We start from the raw sequence: 19,755 nt of genomic DNA on the forward strand, positions 1-19,755 counted from the left end.
CCAAATGTCCGCTTTCGAACCCGCGCTGATCGAAGCCGCCCGCGTCTCGGCCGCCTGGCCGTTCGAGGAGGCGAAGAAGCTCGTCGCGCGGCTGCAGAAATCGGGCAAGCAGGAAGCGGTCTTCGAGACCGGCTACGGTCCCTCGGGCCTGCCGCATATCGGCACCTTCGGCGAGGTCGCGCGCACCTCGATGGTCCGCCACGCCTTTCAGGTCCTGACCGACGGCGCCATCCCGACCAGATTGATCGCCTTCTCGGACGATCTCGACGGCCTGCGCAAGGTGCCGGACAACGTCCCGAACAAGGAATTGCTGGCGCGCCATCTCGGCCAGCCGCTGACCGAGGTACCCGACCCTTTCGGCACGCATGACTCCTTCGGCCGCCACAACAATGCGCGGCTCTGCGCCTTCCTCGACCAGTTCGGCTTCGACTACGAGTTCAAGTCCTCGACCGACGCCTATCGGGCCGGCGAGTTCGACGCGACGCTGCTGAAGACGCTGGCCCGCTTCGACCAGGTGATGAAGATCATGCTGGCGACGCTGCGTGAGGAGCGGGCCGCGACCTATTCGCCCTTCCTGCCGATCCATCCGAAGACCCGGATCGTCATGCAGGTGCCGATCGAGGCCAGCGACGTCGCGGCCGGTACCATCACCTGGTCCGATCCCGATACGGGCGAGCGCTTCACCACGCCGGTCACCGGCGGCCATGCCAAGCTGCAATGGAAGCCGGACTGGGCGATGCGCTGGGTCGCGCTCGGCGTCGACTACGAGATGGCCGGCAAGGACCTGATCGACTCGGTCAAGGTCTCCTCGCAGATCGCCCGCGCCCTCGACGGCACGCCGCCGGAGGGCTTCAACTACGAACTCTTCCTCGACGAGCAGGGCCAGAAGATCTCGAAGTCGAAGGGCAATGGCCTGACCATCGAGGAATGGCTCGATTACGGCTCGCCCGAGAGCCTGGCGCTGTTCATGTATTCGCGGCCGCGCGAGGCCAAGAAGCTGCATTTCGACGTGATCCCGCGTGCCGTCGACGAATACCTGCAGTTCCTCGGCGGCTATGAGCGCCAGGACTGGAAGAACCGGCTCGGCAACCCGGCCTGGCACATCCATGCCGGCAATCCTCCCGCACCGGAGCTGGTCGCTCAGGGCGGCACAGGCGAGAACGCGAACCGGGCGCAGATCACCTTCGGCCTGCTGCTCAACCTCGTCGCCGTCGCCAATTCCGAGGACAAGGCCGTGCTCTGGGCCTTCCTGCAGCGCTACGCGCCCGATGTCTCGGCGCAGACCCATCCGCGCCTCGATGCGCTTGTCGGCTATGCGATCGCCTATTTCCGCGACTTCGTGAAGCCGGCAAAGCATTACCGCCTCGCGGACGAAACCGAGCGCGAGGCCTTCACCGCCCTCGCCGATGCGCTGGCGGCCCTGCCGGCCGACGCTTCGGCGGAAACGGTACAGGACGCCGCCCTCGACATCGCCCGCGCCGTGCCGCGCTACCAGAACTTCCAGGCCAAGAGCGCCACGCCCGAACGGCCGGCGGTCACCGGCGAATGGTGGAAGGCGATCTACCAGGTGCTGTTCGGCGAGGAGCAGGGCCCGCGCTTCGGCTCCTTCGCGGCGATCTACGGGCTGGAGAACACCCGCAAGCTGATCGCCAAGGCGCTCGCCGGCGAGCTGCTCAGCGAGCATGAGGGCTTCGTCGCCGCGCGCAAGGCAAGCGCATGAGCGGAGCCGGGGCCGAGGAGGCCGTCGAGCGCGCCATCGAGCGGCGCCGCGCCGTGCGCGCCTTCCTGCCGGACCCGGTCGATCCCGCCCTCGTCCGCCGTCTGCTCGAACTGGCGGCGCAGGCGCCGAGCGGCACCAACATGCAGCCCTGGCGCGTGCGCGTGCTCGGGCCGCAGGCGCGCTCCCGGCTGGAGCAGGGGCTGATCGCGGCGCTCGATTCCCCCGATCTGCCGATCGAGGAGGAATACCGCTATTACCCGCAGACCTTTCGCGAGCCCTATCTCTCGCGCCGCCGCAAGCTCGGCTGGGACCTTTACGGCCTGCTCGGCGTGGTCAGGGGCGACCATGCCGGGATGAAGCGCCAGACTGAAGCCAATCTGCGCTTCTTCGGCGCGCCGGTGGCGATGATGGTGACGATCGACCGCGACCTCGAGATCGGCTCCTGGCTCGATCTCGGCATGTTCGTGCAGACCTTCCTGATCGCCGCCCAGGCCCACGGCCTCGACTCCTGCCCGCAGGCGATCTTCGCGCGCTTTCACCCGGTGGTGCGGCGCGAGCTCGCGATCCCGGAGAGCGAGGTCGTGGTCTGCGGCATCGCGCTCGGCCAAGCTGACCCCGCCGCCCCGCAGAACCGGCTGGTGCCGGAGCGCGAGCGGGTCGAGAATTTCGCGAACTGGCTGGATTAGAGTCTGTTGTTTTCCCTCGGAAACACTGCCGTCATCCTGGGCGAGCGAAGCTCGGCCCGGGATCCATCATAAGGCTCGGCGCCCTACGATGGATCCCGGAGCTGCGCCGCTTCGCGGCTTGTCCAGGATGACGGCGGCGGTTCCGAGTAAAAGCATGCTCTAGCCGCGACGTGTCCATCGAACCAGGACCGCGCCGCTACCAGCCCGTCATGCTCGCCTTATGGCGAGCATCCACGTCTTGAACACCGCACGCGACGGGCGAAGACGTGGATGGCCGGCACAGGCCGACCATGACGGAGAGGTCGGCGTTCAGAGCTCCGGCAGCCCCCACTCGGAACGACGCCGGCTGCAGTGCTTCAGCCCGCAACCGCCGTGTATTCGGTTTCGACCGAGGAGCCGTGGACCTCGTGATCGTAGCCATAGATGTGGATCGAGATCGCCTCGCCTGGCCTGCGATTCTGCATGCGGTGGATGTTCGGGCCCGTCGGCAGCATGCAGGCGACATAGCCCGCCTGGCGATCCTGCTCCTCGGTCGGCACGGCGCGGCTCGCATCGACGGCCCGATACCAGGTTTCCGACACCGTGCCCGAGACGACGCCGAAGCAGCACGAGCAGTGATGATCGTGGATCGAGGTCGTGGCGCCCTCCCCCCAGACCATCGCCCAGACGCTGACGACGTCGTTTCCGGCCAGCAGGTTGCGGGTATAGCTGCCGGGCTTGCGCAGCAGCGGCAGGCGCTGGATCAGATCGGGGATGGCAACGAGCTCGCGCAGCACGCCGCGCGCCGCCGCAAGATAATCGCGCGAGCAGGTACCCTCATGGGTTCGCAGATCGCGCAGCACGGCCCCGCGTCGCTCCTCGCTGAGAAAACCCTGCATGCTCGCATCTCCCTATCGCATCCAACGCCTGGCATCATAGTCCGGGCATGCGGGGAATAATTTGCTATATCGAGCCGATATCGGTATAAATTGGAACCTGATACCAATATTTATCTTGAATTGAGCATTCAATTTCAGGAAAATGCACCCAATTGACGTTTCGTTCTCAGCCGATGTGAGGCGCTTTGGTCAAGCTCGACACCTTCGATCTGCGCATCCTCGCGCTGCTGCAAGAGGATGCGAGCACGCCCCTGGCGGAGCTCGCCGAGGCGGTGGGGCTTTCGTCGACGCCCTGCTGGCGGCGCATCCAGAAGCTCGAGGCGGAAGGCTACATCCAGCGGCGGGTCGCGCTGCTCGATCGCAACAAGCTCAAGGCGGGCGTCACCGTCTTCATCGCCGTGAAGACGTCGCGCCATTCGATGGAATGGCTGGAGCGCTTCCATGCCGCGGTGCACGACCTGCCCGAGATCGTCGATTTCTACCGGATGAGCGGCGACATCGACTATCTGCTCAAGGCCTATGTCTCGGACATCGCCGCCTATGATGTGCTCTACAAGAAGCTGATCTCGCGCATCGACCTCAGCGACGTCACCTCGATGTTCGCCATGGAGGAGCTCAAATCGACCACGGCGATCCCGCTCGGCTTCGCCGCCGAGGGGCGGTAGCGGCGGGCTCGAGAAACGCTCAGGCCGCCAGCCCATCCCCCGCCGCCACGCGCCGCAGATGATGGGCTGTATCGCCGAACAGGCTCTCGATCATGGTCAGGCGCTTGAAATAATGGGCGCCGATATACTCCATGGTCATGCCGATGCCGCCATGGAGCTGCACCGCCTCCTGGCCGACCAGCCGGCACGACCGGTTGACCTGCACCTTGACCGCCGACAGCGCCGCCGCCCGCTCTGAAGCGTCCTCGGCCTCGACCATCATCGCCGCATAGAACGCCATCGAGCGCGCCTGCTCGAGCGCGATCAGCATGTCGACGGCGCGGTGCTGCAGCACCTGGAAATTGCCGATCGGCGCGCCGAACTGGCTGCGGGTCTTGAGGTATTCGACGGTCAGCGCGTGCAGCGCCACCATCGTCCCCACCGCCTCGGCGGCAAGCGCCGCGATGGCGTATTCCGAGAGCCGCTGCAGCACCAGCAGGCCCTTGCCGGGCTCGCCCAACAGGTCGGCCTCCGCGACCCTGACCTCGGTGAACGCGATCTCGGCGGCGCGCCCGCCATCCTGCGTCGGATAGCCGGTGATCCGCACGCCCGGCGCATCGGCCGGCACCAGGAAGAGGCTGATCCCGTCGGCATCGCGGCGCGCGCCGGAGGTCCGGGCACTGACGACGAGAAGCTGGGCACTGTCGCCATTGAGCGCGACGCTCTTGGCGCCATCGAGCACATAGCCGCCGTCGGCCTTGCGCGCCGTCATGGCGACGTCGTTGAGATCGTAGCGCGCCTGCTTCTCGGTCTGCGCCAGCGCCAGGCGCAGCGAGCCGCCGACGATCGCCGGAATGATCCGCTGCTTCTGAGCGGCCGAGCCGGCGAGCCGGACCGCGCCGCCGCCCAGCACCACGGTCGCGAGATAGGGCTCCAGCGCCAGGCCCTTGCCGAGCGCTTCCATCACCACCAGCGTCTCGACCGGCCCGCCGCCGAAGCCGCCCTCCGCCTCGCTGAACGGGATGCCGATAAGGCCCATCTCGGCGAATTGCGCCCAGCTCTTCTCGCCGAAGCCGAGCGGCTCCTTGGCCAGCTTCTGACGCACTTCGAGAGAGGGATAGTTCGCCGAAATCAGCCGCTCGATGCCGTCCTTGAGTTGCGACTGTTCGGTGGAGAGGTCGAAATCCATGGTGCGCCTCATTGGTTCGCAGTGCAGCCATCCCACCCGCGACGTCATCCCGGACAAGCGGCAAAGCCGCGTAGCTCCGGGATCCATCGTAGGGCGCTGGAGCTCTAGGATGGATCCCGGGTCAAGCCCGGGATGACCGTGGCGGGTGGCGAGAGGTCGAGGCCAACTTCACAGTCCCAGCACCGCCTTGGCGATGATGTTCTTCTGGATCTCGTTCGAGCCGCCATAGATCGAGACCTTGCGGTTGTTGAAATAGCTCGCCGCCGCCGCATCGGCCCAGTCATGAGCGAAGGGCCAGTCATTGATCAGATCACCGCTGCGTTCGGGCGCCGGCAAGGCGAAGGGCCCGGCGACCTCGAGCAGCAGTTCCGTCGTCGCCTGCTGCAATTGCGAGCCCTTGATCTTCAGGATCGAGGAGGCCGGGTCCGGCTTGCCGGGATCGCGCGCCTGGGCCGCGACGACGCGCATCTGGGTGATCTCCAGCGCCTTCAGCTCGATCTCGACGGAGGCGAAGCGCGCGCGGAAATCGCGATCCTCCCACATCGTGCCCTCGCCGGCCGGCATCTCCTTGGCCAATCGCCTGATCCGCGCCATGCGCTCCTTGGAAAGGCCGATGCGGGCGATGCCGGTGCGCTCATTGGCGAGCAGGAATTTTGCGTAATCCCAGCCCTTGTTCTCCTCGCCGACCAGGTTCTCGACCGGCACCCGGACCTGGTCGAAGAAGACCTCGTTGACCTCGTGCCGGCCCTCCAGCGTGATGATCGGCCGCAGGCTGATGCCCGGCGTCTTCATGTCGATCAGCAGGAAGGAGATGCCGGCCTGCTTCTTTGCCGAAGGGTCGGTCCGCACCAGGCAGAAGATCCAGTCGGCATATTGGCCGAGCGTCGTCCAGGTCTTCTGGCCGTCGACGATGTAGTGGTCGCCCTCGCGCACCGCTTTGGTCTTCAGCGAGGCGAGGTCGGAGCCGGCGCCGGGCTCGGAAAAACCCTGGCACCACCAGTCCTCGAGATTGGCGATGCGGGCAAGATGGCGCTGCTTCTGGGCCTGCGAGCCGAAGGCGGCGATCACCGGGCCGACCATGTAGCAGTTGAACTGCTGCGGCAGCGGCACGGCGGCGAGCAGCATCTCCTCGGTGAAGATGTAGCGCTGGATCGGCGTCCAGTCCTGCCCGCCCCACTGCTTCGGCCAGTGCGGCACCGCCCAGCCCTTGGCGTTGAGGATGCGCTGGGAGGTGACATAATCCTCGCGCGCCAGCCCCCGCCCCTCCGAGACCTTGCGGCGGATCTCGGCCGGGATTTCCGTGCGGAAGAACTGCCGGACCTCGTCGCGGAAGGCCAGTTCCTCGGGCGTGAAGCGCAGGTCCATGGCGTCATGCCTCGTCTTGTGTCTTCGCACCGAACCACACCGTCATCCTGGACAAGCCGCGAAGCGGCGCAGCTCCGGGATCCATCGAAGGGCGACGCGCTCTACGATGGATCCCGGGACGACCTTCGGTCGCCCAGGATGACGGGAGGTTCTGCAAAAACTCATTCCTGGTTGATCTCGAACAGCCCGGCGCAGCCCATGCCGCCCGCAACGCACATCGTCACCACCGCATAGCGCACCTTGCGGCGGCGGCCCTCCAGCAGGGCATGGCCGACGAGCCGCGCCCCGCTCATGCCGAAGGGGTGGCCGATGGCGATCGCGCCGCCATTGACGTTGACCTTCTCGGGATCGATGCCGAGCGTGTCGCGGCAATAGAGCGACTGCGAGGCAAAGGCCTCGTTCAACTCCCAGAGGTCGATATCGGAGACCTTGAGCCCGTTGCGTTCGAGCAGGCGCGGCACGGCGAAGACCGGGCCGATGCCCATCTCGTCGGGCTCGCAGCCGGCCGAAGCGAAGCCGCGGAAAATGCCGAGCGGTTCCAATCCGCGGCGCCTGGCTTCCTCAGCCGACATCACCACGCTGGCGGCAGCCCCATCCGAGAGCTGGCTGGCATTGCCGGCGGTGATGAACTGATCCTCGCCGCGCACGGGCTTCAGCTTGGCGAGGCCCTCCAGCGTCGTGTCGGGCCGGTTGCCCTCGTCCTTCGACAAGGTCACCTCTTCCTGGCGGACTTCGCCGGTCGCCTTGTCGGTGACGGCCATGACCGCGCTCATCGGCACGATCTCGTCGTCGAAGAGCCGGCGCTGCTGGGCCGAGGCGGTGCGGCGCTGGCTTTCCAGCGAGAACGCGTCCTGCGCCTCGCGCGAGATGCCGTAGCGCTGCGCGACATTGTCGGCCGTCTCGATCATCGTCGTGTAGATCGTCGGCTTGTTGGCGGTCAGCCAGTCGTTCATCGCAAGCTCGCGCCGGGTCACCGGCTGGACGAGGCTGATCGACTCGACGCCGCCGCCGACCGCGACCGGCACGCCGTCCATCACGACGCGCCGCGCCGCATGGGCGATCGCCTCCAGCCCCGAGGCGCAGAAGCGGCTGACCGTGACGCCGGCCGACTGTACCGGGATGCCGGCGACGAGCGCGGAATGACGCGCCACGTTGAGCCCGGTCGCGGCTTCCGGATAGCCGCAGCCGATCACCACCTCCTCGACCGCTTCCGGCTCGAGCCTGGCGCGCGCCATGGCGTGGCGGATCGCATGGGCGGCCATGTCGGCGCCGCGGGCCTGGTTGAAGGCGCCGCGATAGGCCTTGCCGATCGGCGTGCGGGCGGTTGAGACGATGACGGCTTCGGTCATGGGACTGGGGTATCCTCTATCCGCTCGGATTGATGTTTCTGTGCTTGATTTGGCGAGTCATCCCGGACGGAGCAAAGCGGAGATCCGGGATCCATGCCGGAAGGCTGATCTTGAAAGGCTCAGGCATGGATCCCGGGTCTCGCTGCGCTCGCCCGGGACGACGGAGCATTCTTCGATGGGCCGACCGGTTCATCCGGCAACCTTGGCACCGGAGAAACCCCTGCCCTCGGCCGCCAGCCGCCGCAGCAGCGGCGCCGGCTCGAGCGAGGCATCGCCGCTTTCCGCCGCCTGCTGCTCCAGCCGCCTGACGATGACGTCGAGCCCGGCATTCTCGGCCCAGTGCATCGGCCCGCCGCGCCAGGAAGGCCAGTTATAGCCGTTGATCCAGACGGTATCGATGTCGCCGGCGCGCGCCGCGATGCCCTCTTCGAGAATGCGCGCGCCCTCGTTGACCATCGGGTCGAGCAGGCGCGCCAGGATCTCCTCGCTGGTGAAGCTGCGGCGCGCGACGCCCCTCTGCGCCGAGACCTCTGCGATCAGCGCCTCGACCTCCGGGTCGCGCTGGCCGGCGCGGGCGCCTTGCGGATAGAGATAATAGCCGCGGCCGGTCTTCTGGCCGAACCAGCCGCGCTCGCAGATCGCGTCGGCCACGGCCGCCGTCTTGCCGCGCGATTTGCGGCTGCGCCAGCCGATATCGTTGCCGGCGAGGTCGGACATGGCAAACGGCCCCATCTTGAAGCCGAAGCCGGTCAGCGCCGCGTCGACCTCATGCGGCAGGGCGCCAGCGACCAGCAGCCGCTCGGCGGCGCGGGTGCGCTGCTCCAGCATCCGGTTGCCGACGAAGCCGAAGCAGTTGCCGACCACGACCGGCACCTTGCCGAGCTTGCGCCCCAGTGCGATCGCGGTTGCCACAACATCGTCGGCGACGCCTGCGGGGCGCACGATCTCCAGCAGCTTCATCACATTGGCCGGGCTGAAGAAATGCATGCCGATGACATCGGCCGGCCGCCCGGTCGCGGCGGCGATCTCGGTGAGGTCGAGATAGGAGGTGTTGCTGGCAAGCACGGCGCCCGGCTTTGCGATCTTGTCGAGCGCGCCGAAGATCTCACGCTTGACGCCCATCTCCTCGAAGGCGGCCTCGATCACGATATCCGCCTCGGCGGCAGCCGCGATGCCGACCGCCGGCGTGATCAGCACCATGCGCTGCTCGCGCGTCGCCTCGCTCATCGAGCCGCGCTTCACCGAGAAGCCATAGGTGTCGCGGATGCGGGCATGGCCCTTGTCGACCTGCTCCTGCGAGGTCTCGATCAGCGTCACCGGGATGCCGGCATTGGCGAAGCACATGGCGATGCCGCCGCCCATCGTGCCGGCGCCGATCACCGCCGCGCGTGCCACGGGACGTGGCTTGACGCTGTCGTCGATGCCCGGGACCTTTGCCGCCTCGCGCTCGGCGAAGAAGGCATAGCGCAGCGCCTTCGAGCGCTCGTCGACGACGAGCCTGCTGAACAGCGCCCGCTCATTCGCCAGCCCCTCGGCCAGGGGCAGGGTGAAGGTGCCGCGCACCGCCTCGATCAGCGCCATCGCGTTCGGCATGTCGCCGGATTTGGCGGTCGCCTCCCTGGCCAGCGCCTCGAAAGCCTCGCGGTCGGCCTCGGTGAGCCTCTCGGTACGCTCGCCGGTCTTCTGCGGCTTGCCCTTCGCGGCGAGCTCCTGCGCCAGCGCGACCGCAGCCTGGACGAGATCGCCCTCGACCACCCGGTCGACCAGGCCGAGATCGAGCCCTTTCTGCGCCGCGACCGGCTCGCCCGACAGCATCATCGGAAAAGCCTTCGCCGCACCGATCAATCGCGGCAGGCGCTGCGTACCGCCGGCGCCGGGGATGATGCCGAGCTTGATCTCCGGCAGGCCGAGCTTCGCGGCCGGCAGGGCGACCCGGGCATGGCAGGCGAGCGCAACCTCGAGCCCGCCGCCGAGCGCGACGCCATGGATCGCCGCGACCACCGGCTTTTGCGCGTTCTCGATCAGATCGAGCACCTCCGGCAGGATCGGCTGCGCCAGCGGCTTGCCGAATTCACTGATATCGGCTCCCGCGATGAAGGCCCGGCCAGCGGCGGCGATGACCAGCGCCTCGACTTGCGGATCGGCCATGGCCTGCCTCACCGCTTCCGCCAGATTCCGCCGCAGCGCCGCACCGAGCGCATTGACCGGCGGATTGTCGATGGTCGCCACCGCGACAGCACCATGGCGGGCGATCTGGACGGTCTGCATCGACAACTCCTTGGTCGCACCAATATTCCGCGAAGCGGAATATTCTCTCGCAAATGGCAATGCTAGGAAGAGGCTGCGCCAACCCTTGTCAAGTTGCGATCCGAGCGGGCAAGCAGAGAGCCGCACCCCGTACTGCATTGCAGAATTTCAGCTCAAGCGCTTGACCGGCCGCCGACGCTCGAACATCGTCGATCTCGCACGCCCGCCGCAACCGCCCAGAGCCGCCGCATGTCCCTTCCGCCCGGCCTCGCGCAATCGCTCTCGCTGCCGGTGATCGGCTCGCCGATGTTCATCGTCTCGGGCCCGGAGCTGGTGATCGCGCAATGCCTCAACGGCATCGTCGGCTCTTTTCCGGCGCTGAACGCCCGGCCGGCCGAGCAGCTCGATCTCTGGCTCACCCGCATCAAGGCCGAGCTCGCCGCCGCCAGGGCAGCCGACCCCAGCCGCAGGATCGCGCCCTTCGCCGTCAACCAGATCGTCCATGCCTCGAACGACCGGCTCCAGCACGACATGGAAGCCTGCGTGCGCCACCGGGTTCCGATCGTCATCACCTCGCTGCGCGCGCCCGATGTCGTGGTCAAGGCGGTCCATTCCTATGGCGGCCTCGTCTTCCACGACGTCACCACGATCCGCCATGCGGAAAAGGCGCTGGAGGCCGGCGTCGACGGGCTGATCCTGGTCTGCGCCGGCGCCGGCGGCCATGCCGGCACGCTCTCGCCCTTCGCGCTGGTCGGTGAGGTCCGGCGCTTCTTCGACGGGCCGATCATCCTCTCCGGCGCCATCGCCAGCGGCGGCGCCATCCTGGCGGCGCAGGCGATAGGAGCCGATCTCGCCTATATCGGCACCCGCTTCATCGCGACGAAAGAAGCCAACGCCGCCGAGGGCTACAAGGAGATGATCGTCGGCGCCTCGGCAGCCGATATCGTCTACACGCCCTTTTTCACCGGCGTTCCCGGCAACTACCTGAAGCCGAGCATCGCCACGCAGGGGCTCGATCCCGACGACCTGCCCCATGCCGACAAGAGCAAGATGAGCTTCGGCTCCGGCTCGGCCAAGGCCTGGCGCGACATCTGGGGCTCCGGCCAGGGCGTCGGCCTGATCGACGATGCGCCGCCGGCGGCGGAGGTGATCGCCCGCCTCAAGAGCGAATATGAACAGGCCAAAGCGCGCCTGCTCTGAAATCTGAATCCGACTCCAGGAAAGCGACCGCGACGATGACCGAGACCGTGCTGAGCGAGACCGTGGCCGACGGCGTCCGGCAGATCACCATGAACCGGCCCGACCGGCGCAATGCGCTCGACCGCGCCAGCTATCAGGGGTTGATCGACGCCCTCGCCGCCGCCGATGCCGAGGCGAGCGTGCGCGCCATCGTGCTGACCGGGGCCGGCGGCTGCTTCACCAGCGGCAACGACATCAAGGATTTCGCCGCCGCGACCGCCACCGGCGTCGGCGCGCGCATCGCCATCGACTTCCTCGGCGCGATCTCGACCACCAGGAAGCCGATCGTCGCCGCGGTCGAGGGCTTCGCCGTCGGCATCGGCACCACCATGCTGCTGCATTGCGACCTCGCCTTCGCCGGCAGCGGCGCCAGCTTCCGCCTGCCCTTCGTCGCGCTCGGCCTCTGCCCGGAGGGCGGCTCGAGCTATCTGCTGCCGCTGATCGCCGGCTCGAAGCGCGCCGCCGAATTGCTGATGCTCGGCGAGGCCTTCGGCCCGGAGGTCGCGCAGGAGGCCGGGCTCGTCAATGCCGTCACCGCGGATGGCAGCGCGCTGGCGCTGGCGCTGGAGAAGGCCAAGGCGCTCGCCGCCCTGCCGCCGGAATCGGTCGTGCTGACCAAGATGCTGCTGAAGCGCGGCAGCGCCGTGGCGACCGCCGAGACCATCGCCACCGAGGCCCGCCTCTTCGGCGAGCGCCTGCTCTCGGCCGAGGCGCAGGCCGCCTTCGCCGCCTTCCTGACGAAGCGCTGAGGCGGTGCCTCACGCCGCGCCCCCGCTCCGCCCGCGGCCCGGCCGGCCGGCGCGCGACGCCCTGGCCGGGACGGGGGAGGACCGGCATTTCGTCACGGCGCTGGCGCGCGGGCTGGAATTGCTCTCCTGCTTCCGGCGCGGCGAGGAGGCACTGGCCAATTCCGAGATCGCACGGCGCTGCGCCCTCGCCCGCTCCACCGTCTCGCGCCTGACCTATACGCTGACCCGGCTCGGCTATCTCCAGACCATGCCGGAGAGCGGCAGCTACCGGCTCGGCACCGCGACGATCGCGCTCGGCGCCACCGCGCTCGCCGGGCTCGATGTGCGCCGCATCGCCCGGCCCGGCATGCGCGAGCTCGCCGCCTTCTCCAACGCCTCGGTCGGCCTCGGTGTCCGCGACCGGCTCGGCATGCGCTATGTCGAGTGCTGCCGCGGCGAGGCGGCAATCGCGCTCAACATCGATGTCGGCTCGCGGCTTTCGCTCTGCCGCAGCGCCATGGGCCGGGCCTATCTCGCCATCTGCGACGAGGCCGAGCGCGAGGCGATCCTCGAAGATGTCCGCTCCGTCGACGAGACCGCTTGGCCGCGCCTGCGCGAGGGCGTCGAGCGGGCCCTGGCGGAATATCGCGAGACCGGCTGTGTCCGCTCCTTCGGCGACTGGCAGCCGACGGTGAGCGCCATCGCGGTCGGCTTCCGGCCCGGCGGCGGCCTGCCGCCGATGTCGCTCAATTGCGGCGCCCCGACCGTGATCCTCGACGAAGGCTTCCTGCTCGATCAGGTGCGTCCGCGCCTGATCGCCTTCGCCGCCAGCCTGGAAGGAGTGATGGGCTCGTGAGCGACCTCGACCTGCCGCTCGCCGGCATCCGCGTGCTCGATCTCTCGCGCATCCTCGCCGGGCCCTGGTGCGGCCAGGTGCTCGGCGATCTCGGCGCCGAGGTGATCAAGATCGAGCATCCCGGCCGCGGCGACGACACCCGCGACTGGGGCATCCGCGTCAGCGGCCGCAACACCTGCTATTTCAACAGCGTCAACCGCAACAAGCGCTCGGTCGGCGTCGATCTCGCCGACCCCGAAGGCCTCGCCATCGTGCGCGCGCTGGCGGCGAAGGCCGATGTCCTGATCCAGAACTTCAAGACCGGCGGCGCCGACAGGCTCGGCCTCGGCTATGCCGCGCTCAGCGCCGAGAATCCCGGGCTGATCTACTGCTCGATCGCCGGCTATGGCTCGGATGGGCTGGAGGCGACGCGGCCGGGCTACGACCTCGTCATCCAGGGCGAGGCCGGGCTGATGGCGCTGAATGGCGAGCCGACGCAGCCGCCGCTGAAATTCGGCATCGCCATCGTCGATCTCTTCACCGGCAACTACGCCGCGCAGGCCGTGCTCGCCGCGCTCGTCCAGCGCGGCCGCACCGGCAAGGGCCGCCATGTCGAGCTCGCCCTGTTCGATGCCGGCACGACCATCGGCGCCTATTACGCGCTGGAAGCGCTGGCGCTCGGCCAGGACCCGCCGCGCTATGGCAACAGCCACCCCTCGATCGTGCCCTATGGCGTGTTCGAGGCCGCCGACGGGGCCCTCGTCGTCACCGTCGGCAACAATGCCCAGTTCGAGCGCTTCTGCCGCCATGTCATCGAGCGCCCCGATCTGCTCGAGGAGGAGCGCTATCGCACCAATCTGCAGCGCACGGTGCATCGCGATCCGCTGATCGCGGTGATCGAGGCCGAGTTGCGCGCCCGCCCGCGCGCCCAGTTGCTGGCGCGCATGGCCGCCCACGCCATCCCCTGCGGCGAGGTGCTCGGCCTGCACGAAGCCCTGCGCTCGGCCCGCGCCGAACAGGCCGGCATGCTTTTTGAGGGCAGTCGGGCCGATGGTTCCACCGGCGTCGTCCTCGCCCCGCCCTACCGGCTCGACGGCGAGCGCGCGCCGGTCGAGCGCCTGCCGCCCGATCTCGGCCAGGACACGCAGGAAGTCCTCACCGCCGAGCTCGGCCTCGATGCGGAGCGGCTCGCCACGCTGAAGGCGGCCGGCGTGATTTCCTGATTCGCACCATCGTCATTCCGGACAAGCCGCGAAGGCGGCGCAGGTCCGGAATGACGGCTGGTTTCCGAGAAAACGCATTGTGCCAACGCGGCACCGGCGCCACTTTCGCACGCCTGTCGCCTCGATCGCGGAACATCGCTGCCATCGCCACGTTGAGGCCGGCGCCCGGCGGATGGCGCGCGAGGGGAGCAGGACCAGTGAAGCTGAAGATCGTCGCCACGCTGATCTATCGTTTCGACCAGGAAACCCCGGTGATCGTCGCGATCGAGCCGGCAAGATCAGCCGACCAGGTCATCCTCTCCGAGCAGCTGCTGATCGACCAACCGGCCGAACTGATCCGCGACGAGGATCCCGCAACCGGCGCCCGCCGTTTCCGCACCACGCTCTCCGGCCAGGTCTCGATCCAGTATCAGGGGTTGATCGACAATGGCACGCGCCCGCAAGTCCAGGCCGAAGCGCGCCAGCTTGCCTGGGCCGAATTGCCGGCCGAGGTCCTGCCCTATCTGCTGCCGAGCCGGTTCTGCCCCTCCGACAACCTGATGCGTTTCGCCCAGCGTGAGTTCAGCGAGGTTGCCGGCGGCGGCGAGAAGGTGCTCGCCGTGCTCGACTGGATGCAAGAGCATGTCGATTACGTCCACGGCGTCAGCACCGCCCAGACTACGGCCGAGCAGACCTTCATCGACCGCGCCGGCGTCTGCCGCGACTTCGCCCATCTCGGCATCGCGCTCTGCCGGGCGCTCAACCTCCCGGCCCGCGCCGTCAGCGCCTATGCCGCCGAACTGGACCCGCCCGATTTCCACGCCATCTTCGAGGTCTTCCTCGACGGGCGCTGGTGGCTGGTGGATCCGACGCGGCTCGCCCCGATCGAGGGCATCGTCCGCATCGCCGCCGGCCGCGACGCCGCCGACATCGCCTTCCTCACCAGCGCCAGCCTGTGCCAGTGCCTGAACCAATGGGTCGAGGTCAGCCGTATCGAAGGCAGCGAGCCAGCCGAAGCGGCGGCCTGAGCCGGCCGGACGACAAGCACCTAGGTTCGCGGGCTCGTTTCGTCAGTCGCAACGATCAATCATCGTAGTCGTCATCGTCACGCCAGCGCCGGCTGCGATACCGGCGATAGCCGTCGTCATCGTCCCAGCGCCGGCGGTAATAGCCGTCGTCGTCATCCCGGCGCCGGCGACGGCGGCGGCGCCGGCGATAGTCGTCATCATCGTCGTCATCGCCCGCGACAGCCGGGCCGGCCGCCAGGGCCGCGGCCATCACGAGCAGGGGCAGGCCGAAAAGGCCGGAACGCAACAGGCGGCGGCGCGCGAGATCAGGATCGGTCATGAGCCATCTCCTCGAAGGCCGATGCGCGCTGGCAGGCGGGCACCGGTCGAGGCTCAACGCCGGGCGGCGCCGGTTGGTCCCGAAGCGGCTTCACGGAAGCGTGAGGCCGCCTTCCGCTGGCGTTGTTCGGGAGCGCAAGCCGCTGCGGTAGAGATTGCCCATCAACGCCAGCGCGAAGATCAGCGCCTGCACCACGACGATGCAGGGGCCGGTGGCGGCGTCGAGATGGAAGCTCAGGATCGTGCCGAACACGCTCGACAGCGTCGCGGTGGCGATGGCGACCAGCAGCATGCGGTCGAAGCGGCGCGTCGTCAGGTAGCCGACCGCGCCCGGCGCCACCAGCATGGCGACGACCAGGATGATGCCGACCGCCTTCAGCGCCGCGACGATGGTCAGCGCCAGCAAGGCGAGCAGGCCGAAATGCAGCGCCCTGACCGACAGGCCGATGGCGCGCGCATGCGCCGGGTCGAAGGCGTGCAGCAGGAAGTCGCGCCGCTTCAGCAGCATGATCGCGCTCACCGGCAGGGCGATCAGCGCCGTCTCGGCGATGTCGGCCCAAGTCACGCCGAGCATGTTGCCGAACAGGACGTGCAGGAGATGCTGGTCGCTGTCGACCTTGACGAAGAGCACGAGGCCGAGCGCGAACATGCCGGAGAAGACGATGCCCATCACCGTGTCCTCCTTCACCCGGCTGTTCTCCTTGAGGTAGCCGATGCCGAGCGCGCAGCCCAGGCCCGCGACAAAGGCGCCGAGCGCTAGCGGCAGGCTCGCCATCTGGGCCAGCACGATGCCGGGCAGAACCGCATGCGAGACCGCGTCGCCCATCAGCGACCAGCCCTTGAGCACCAGGAAGCAGGAGAGCACCGCGCAGACCAGGCCGACCATCACGGCGATGACGAGGCCGCGCTGCATGAACTCATGCGCGAACGGCGCGAGCAGCCAGGTTTCGATGAGGCTCATGTCACGGCCCCCGCGCGAGACGCCCGCCGCGCCGCGAGCCTTCCATGCTTCGGCGCGAAGACGAAGGCGGCGAGGAACAGTAGCGTCTGGAACACGACGATCAGCCCGCCGGTCGAGCCGTCGAGGAAATAGCTCGCATAAGCCCCGAGCGCCGAGGTCGAAACCCCCATCGCCACCGCAATCGCGATCAGCCGGCCGAAGCGGTCGGTCAGGAGATAGGCGGTCGCGCCCGGCGTCACCACCATGGCGATGACAAGGCAGGCGCCGACCGTCTGCAGCGCCGCGACCGTGCAGGCGCTGAGCAGGACGAAGAACAGGATCTTCAGCCGCGTCGGCGAGAGCCCGACGGCACGCGCCTGGTTCTCGTCGAAGAAGACCAGCATCAGGTCCTTCCAGCGCGCCAGCAGGATGCTGAGCGAGACCAAAGCGATGACCGCGACCTGGACGACGTCCTCGTCCGAGATGCCGAGGATGTTGCCGAGCACGATCGACTGGACATTGACCGAGGTCGGGTTGATCGAGACGATCAGCAGGCCGACCGCGAAGAAGGTGGTGAAGACGATGCCGATCACGGCATCCTCGCGCAATTGCGTGCGCACCCGGACCAGCGCCATGGCGAGCGCCGCCAGGAGACCGGAGAAGAAGGCGCCGGCGGCATAGGGCACCTTGATGAGATAGGCCAGCGCCACGCCGGGCACGATCGCATGCGCGAGCGCATCGCCCATCAGCGACCAGCCCTTGAGCATCAGATAGCAGGACAGGAAGGCGCAGACGCCGCCGACCAGCGCCGAGACCCAGATCGCCTTGACCATGTACTGGTAGCCGAAGGGCTCGAGCAGGAGTTCGATCATGGCCGCTCGTCCGTGCTGCCGCTCGCCAGCTTCTCGTGGTCGCGCTCGCCATAGAGCACCAGCGGCCGCTCATCGTCGGTGAGGACGGTGACGCGCCTGCCGTCGGCATCGTCGTGCAGGGCTGCGCCTTCCAGCCGGAAATGTCGGAGCGCACCGCCGAAGGCCCGTTGCAGGTTCTCCTGCGTGAAGGTGGTCTCGGTCGGCCCGGCCGCCAGCACGGTCTTGTCGACGATCACGACCTGGTCGCAGAAATCCGGGATCGAGCCGAGATTATGGGTCGAGACCAGCATCAGCCGCCCTTCCGCGCGCAGTTCGCGCATCAGGCCGACAATGGCGTCCTCGGTCTTCACGTCGACGCCGGTGAAGGGCTCGTCGAGCAGGATCACTTGCCCGCCTTGCGCCAAAGCGCGGGCCAGGAAGACGCGCTTGCGCTGGCCGCCCGAGAGCTCGCCGATCTGGCGGCGGCGGAAATCGAGCATGTTGACCCGCGCCAGCGCCTGCTCGGCCGCCTCGCGATCGGCCTTTCGCGGCAGGCGCAGGAAGCCCATATGGCCGTAGCGCCCCATCATCACGACATCGTCGACCAGCACCGGGAAGGTCCAGTCGACCTCCTCGGCCTGCGGCACATAGGCGACGAGGCCGCGCTTCAGCGCCCGGCGCACCTCCATTCCGGCGATGCGCACCTGGCCGCTCGCCGGCTTCAGGAAGCCCATCAGCGTCTTGAAGATGGTCGACTTGCCCGAGCCGTTGACGCCGACCAGGGCGCAGATCGTGCCCGGCCCGAGGGCGAAGGAGGCGTCGTTCACCGCGGTGACGCCGTTGGCATAGCGCACGGTGACGCCCTCGACCGCGATCGAGGGCGCGCCTTCCGCCATGGCGAGCGGCGAGACCGGGCGATGCAGATTCACTGGCCGAACCCCTTGGCGATGGTGTCGACGGTGACTTCCAGCAGCTTCAGATAGGTCGGCACCGGGCCGCGCGCATCGGAGAGCGAGTCGACATAGAGCATGCCGCCATAGCTCGCGCCGGTCTCGCGCGCGACCTGCTTTGCCGCCTTGTCCGAGATCGTGCTCTCGCTGAACACGGCCGGGACCTTGTTCTTGCGCACCAGGTCGATCAGCTGGCGGACCTGCTGCGGCGTGCCCTGCTGGTCGGCGTTGATCGGCCAGAGATAGGCTTCGCGCCAGCCATAATCGCGCGTCAGATAGCTGAAGGCGCCCTCGCTCGAAACCAGCCAGCGCTGCTCGGCCGGCACCTTGTCGAGGCGGGCGCGCAAGGGCGCGTCGATCGCCTTGATCTCGGCGGAATAGGAAGCGGCGTTCTTCGCATAGGTTTCGGCATTGGCCGGGTCGGCCGCGCTCAGCGCCTTGCGGATGTTCTCGACATAGATCAGCGCGCTTTGCGTCGACATCCAGGCATGCGGGTTGGGCTTGCCCTCATAGGGCCCCTCCTTGATGCCCATCGGCGCGATGCCGTCGGTCACCACCGCGCTCTTCACCTCCTTCACATTGTCGAAGAACCGCTCGAACCAGCGTTCGAGGTTCATGCCGTTCCAGAGCACGAGATCGGCCGACTGCGCCTTGACCACGTCGAGCGGGGTCGGCTGGTAATCATGGATCTCGGCGCCCGGCTTGGTGATCGACTCGACGATCGCCGCCGTGCCGGCGACGTTCTGGGCGATATCCTGGATGACCGTGAAGGTGGTGACGACGCGCAGCGGCTTGCCGGGCGCGGCCTGCGCCAGCGCGACTGAGCCGGAATGGAGCCCGAGAGCCAGCGCCGTGGCGGCGGCCAGACCAACGAAACGACGGCGCGAGAACATGCTCTCTCCATTGCTGAGACCGGATTTCTCTTACGCTATTGCGACCCACTTGCATTTGTCAATGCAGTTGCAAACGATTTGCGATAAATGCTTTTTGCAAATGCCTCTCAGCGTTGCTACCTCTCTGGCATGAAGGGAATCGACCAGCGCGTGGAGGCATTCGAGGACCAGCTCCGCAAGGCGGGCTTGCGGATGACGCAGCAGCGCCGGCTGATCCTGCGCGTGCTGGCGCAGGCCGACGACCATCCCGACGCCAAGGGCATCTTCACCCGTGCCTTCGCCCATGATCCGACGCTCTCGCTCTCGACGGTCTACCGCACGATGAAGGTGCTGGAGACGCAAGGCGCGATCGAGCGCCACGCCTTCGAGGACGGCGTCTCGCGCTATGAACACGCCGACCAGGCGCATCACGACCACCTGATCGATATCGAGACCGGGGCGGTGGTGGAATTCTCCTCGCCCGAGATCGAGGCGCTGCAGGCCAAGATCGCCGCCGAGCTCGGCTACGAGATCGTCCGCCACCGGCTGGAACTATACGGCCGGAAGACCAGGCCGGCGCGGCGCAAGGGCGTCAGGAAGGACGCCTGACGCCCCCTTCTGTCATGGTCGCCCTTGTGGCGACCATCCACGTCTTCCTCGGTAACAAGCGGTGTTCAAGACGTGGATGCTCGGGACAAGCCCGAGCATGACGTC

19 protein-coding genes are annotated in these 19,755 nt (G+C 67.9%); 9 read left to right on the forward strand and 10 right to left on the reverse strand.

The annotated features are described in order from the left end of the window. Positions 1 to 4 precede the first annotated feature (4 nt). Positions 5 to 1,720 carry a lysine--tRNA ligase gene (locus V6M56_RS09580; protein WP_332683182.1) on the forward strand — a complete coding sequence of 572 codons (1,716 nt, stop codon included), beginning with the start codon at positions 5 to 7 and terminating at the stop codon, positions 1,718 to 1,720. Then, positions 1,717 to 2,406 (forward strand): nitroreductase, encoded by a 690-nt coding sequence (locus V6M56_RS09585; protein WP_332683184.1) that lies wholly within the window; start codon positions 1,717 to 1,719, stop codon positions 2,404 to 2,406. Before V6M56_RS09580 ends, V6M56_RS09585 begins: the two co-directional genes overlap by 4 nt. Positions 2,407 to 2,762: 356 nt before the next feature. On the opposite strand, the gene V6M56_RS09590 is transcribed toward V6M56_RS09585, so the two are convergent. Then, positions 2,763 to 3,284, reverse strand: coding sequence for a cysteine dioxygenase (locus tag V6M56_RS09590; RefSeq protein WP_332683185.1), 522 nt, complete (start codon positions 3,282 to 3,284; stop codon positions 2,763 to 2,765). Positions 3,285 to 3,469: 185 nt separating this feature from the next. On the opposite strand from V6M56_RS09590, the gene V6M56_RS09595 reads away from it, so the two are divergent. Beyond that, the gene (locus V6M56_RS09595) at positions 3,470 to 3,949 is read left to right on the forward strand and encodes an Lrp/AsnC family transcriptional regulator (RefSeq protein ID WP_332683187.1); all 480 of its coding nucleotides are present in this window, start codon (positions 3,470 to 3,472) and stop codon (positions 3,947 to 3,949) included. 19 nt (positions 3,950 to 3,968) lie between these two features. Here V6M56_RS09595 and V6M56_RS09600 read toward each other — a convergent pair whose 3' ends face one another. From V6M56_RS09600 to V6M56_RS09615, 4 genes are all read right to left on the reverse strand, one after another. Further along, positions 3,969 to 5,117: an acyl-CoA dehydrogenase family protein gene (locus tag V6M56_RS09600; protein ID WP_332683189.1), complete on the reverse strand. Its 1,149-nt coding sequence runs from the start codon at positions 5,115 to 5,117 to the stop codon at positions 3,969 to 3,971. Positions 5,118 to 5,285: 168 nt separating this feature from the next. Then, positions 5,286 to 6,482, reverse strand: a complete 1,197-nt coding sequence (locus V6M56_RS09605; protein WP_332683191.1) for an acyl-CoA dehydrogenase family protein — start codon at positions 6,480 to 6,482, stop codon at positions 5,286 to 5,288. Positions 6,483 to 6,643: 161 nt separating this feature from the next. Beyond that, complete coding sequence (locus tag V6M56_RS09610) at positions 6,644 to 7,831, reverse strand: acetyl-CoA C-acyltransferase (protein ID WP_332683193.1); 1,188 nt, start codon at positions 7,829 to 7,831, stop codon at positions 6,644 to 6,646. Positions 7,832 to 8,020: 189 nt separating this feature from the next. After that, complete coding sequence (locus tag V6M56_RS09615) at positions 8,021 to 10,099, reverse strand: 3-hydroxyacyl-CoA dehydrogenase NAD-binding domain-containing protein (RefSeq protein ID WP_332683194.1); 2,079 nt, start codon at positions 10,097 to 10,099, stop codon at positions 8,021 to 8,023. Between the two features lie 228 nt (positions 10,100 to 10,327). On the opposite strand from V6M56_RS09615, the gene V6M56_RS09620 reads away from it, so the two are divergent. The 5 genes from V6M56_RS09620 (at position 10,328) to V6M56_RS09640 (ending at position 15,110) form a co-directional block, all read left to right on the forward strand. Continuing rightward, positions 10,328 to 11,278 carry an NAD(P)H-dependent flavin oxidoreductase gene (locus V6M56_RS09620; protein WP_332683195.1) on the forward strand — a complete coding sequence of 317 codons (951 nt, stop codon included), beginning with the start codon at positions 10,328 to 10,330 and terminating at the stop codon, positions 11,276 to 11,278. A 35-nt stretch (positions 11,279 to 11,313) separates the two neighbouring features. Beyond that, complete coding sequence (locus V6M56_RS09625; RefSeq protein WP_332683197.1) at positions 11,314 to 12,066, forward strand: enoyl-CoA hydratase-related protein; 753 nt, start codon at positions 11,314 to 11,316, stop codon at positions 12,064 to 12,066. Between the two features lie 4 nt (positions 12,067 to 12,070). Then, positions 12,071 to 12,901 (forward strand): IclR family transcriptional regulator, encoded by an 831-nt coding sequence (locus V6M56_RS09630; protein WP_332683199.1) that lies wholly within the window; start codon positions 12,071 to 12,073, stop codon positions 12,899 to 12,901. Continuing rightward, a complete protein-coding gene (locus tag V6M56_RS09635) occupies positions 12,898 to 14,103 on the forward strand; it encodes a CaiB/BaiF CoA transferase family protein (RefSeq protein WP_332683200.1) in 1,206 nt (401 codons plus the stop codon). Before V6M56_RS09630 ends, V6M56_RS09635 begins: the two co-directional genes overlap by 4 nt. Before the next feature lie 197 nt (positions 14,104 to 14,300). Continuing rightward, positions 14,301 to 15,110 (forward strand): transglutaminase-like domain-containing protein, encoded by an 810-nt coding sequence (locus tag V6M56_RS09640; RefSeq protein ID WP_332683202.1) that lies wholly within the window; start codon positions 14,301 to 14,303, stop codon positions 15,108 to 15,110. Positions 15,111 to 15,165: 55 nt separating this feature from the next. On the opposite strand, the gene V6M56_RS09645 is transcribed toward V6M56_RS09640, so the two are convergent. From V6M56_RS09645 to V6M56_RS09665, 5 genes are all read right to left on the reverse strand, one after another. Continuing rightward, entirely contained in the window at positions 15,166 to 15,429 is a 264-nt protein-coding gene (locus V6M56_RS09645) for a hypothetical protein (protein ID WP_332683204.1), read from the reverse strand. 90 nt (positions 15,430 to 15,519) lie between these two features. Continuing rightward, a complete protein-coding gene (locus V6M56_RS09650; RefSeq protein ID WP_332683205.1) occupies positions 15,520 to 16,389 on the reverse strand; it encodes a metal ABC transporter permease in 870 nt (289 codons plus the stop codon). Then, the gene (locus V6M56_RS09655; protein ID WP_332683207.1) at positions 16,386 to 17,240 is read right to left on the reverse strand and encodes a metal ABC transporter permease; all 855 of its coding nucleotides are present in this window, start codon (positions 17,238 to 17,240) and stop codon (positions 16,386 to 16,388) included. Before V6M56_RS09655 ends, V6M56_RS09650 begins: the two co-directional genes overlap by 4 nt. Continuing rightward, positions 17,237 to 18,148, reverse strand: a complete 912-nt coding sequence (locus V6M56_RS09660) for a manganese/iron ABC transporter ATP-binding protein (RefSeq protein ID WP_442881121.1) — start codon at positions 18,146 to 18,148, stop codon at positions 17,237 to 17,239. Before V6M56_RS09660 ends, V6M56_RS09655 begins: the two co-directional genes overlap by 4 nt. After that, positions 18,145 to 19,062, reverse strand: a complete 918-nt coding sequence (locus V6M56_RS09665; protein ID WP_332683209.1) for a metal ABC transporter substrate-binding protein — start codon at positions 19,060 to 19,062, stop codon at positions 18,145 to 18,147. Before V6M56_RS09665 ends, V6M56_RS09660 begins: the two co-directional genes overlap by 4 nt. A gap of 129 nt (positions 19,063 to 19,191) precedes the next feature. On the opposite strand from V6M56_RS09665, the gene V6M56_RS09670 reads away from it, so the two are divergent. Continuing rightward, entirely contained in the window at positions 19,192 to 19,650 is a 459-nt protein-coding gene (locus V6M56_RS09670) for a Fur family transcriptional regulator (RefSeq protein ID WP_332683210.1), read from the forward strand. Positions 19,651 to 19,755: the final 105 nt, after the last annotated feature.

It is taken from the genome of Allobosea sp., assembly GCF_036675845.1.
GTDB lineage: Bacteria > Pseudomonadota > Alphaproteobacteria > Rhizobiales > Beijerinckiaceae > Allobosea.

Coding starts and splice junctions, on each gene's coding strand:
- V6M56_RS09600 (WP_332683189.1), bottom strand. CDS start 5,117: ATGGATTTCGACCTCTCCACCGAACAGTCGCAACTCAAGGACGGCATC.
- V6M56_RS09605 (WP_332683191.1), bottom strand. CDS start 6,482: ATGGACCTGCGCTTCACGCCCGAGGAACTGGCCTTCCGCGACGAGGTC.
- V6M56_RS09650 (WP_332683205.1), bottom strand. CDS start 16,389: ATGAGCCTCATCGAAACCTGGCTGCTCGCGCCGTTCGCGCATGAGTTC.
- V6M56_RS09625 (WP_332683197.1), top strand. CDS start 11,314: ATGACCGAGACCGTGCTGAGCGAGACCGTGGCCGACGGCGTCCGGCAG.
- V6M56_RS09655 (WP_332683207.1), bottom strand. CDS start 17,240: ATGATCGAACTCCTGCTCGAGCCCTTCGGCTACCAGTACATGGTCAAG.
- V6M56_RS09620 (WP_332683195.1), top strand. CDS start 10,328: ATGTCCCTTCCGCCCGGCCTCGCGCAATCGCTCTCGCTGCCGGTGATC.
- V6M56_RS09615 (WP_332683194.1), bottom strand. CDS start 10,099: ATGCAGACCGTCCAGATCGCCCGCCATGGTGCTGTCGCGGTGGCGACC.
- V6M56_RS09585 (WP_332683184.1), top strand. CDS start 1,717: ATGAGCGGAGCCGGGGCCGAGGAGGCCGTCGAGCGCGCCATCGAGCGG.
- V6M56_RS09670 (WP_332683210.1), top strand. CDS start 19,192: ATGAAGGGAATCGACCAGCGCGTGGAGGCATTCGAGGACCAGCTCCGC.
- V6M56_RS09590 (WP_332683185.1), bottom strand. CDS start 3,284: ATGCAGGGTTTTCTCAGCGAGGAGCGACGCGGGGCCGTGCTGCGCGAT.
- V6M56_RS09610 (WP_332683193.1), bottom strand. CDS start 7,831: ATGACCGAAGCCGTCATCGTCTCAACCGCCCGCACGCCGATCGGCAAG.
- V6M56_RS09645 (WP_332683204.1), bottom strand. CDS start 15,429: ATGACCGATCCTGATCTCGCGCGCCGCCGCCTGTTGCGTTCCGGCCTT.
- V6M56_RS09580 (WP_332683182.1), top strand. CDS start 5: ATGTCCGCTTTCGAACCCGCGCTGATCGAAGCCGCCCGCGTCTCGGCC.
- V6M56_RS09665 (WP_332683209.1), bottom strand. CDS start 19,062: ATGTTCTCGCGCCGTCGTTTCGTTGGTCTGGCCGCCGCCACGGCGCTG.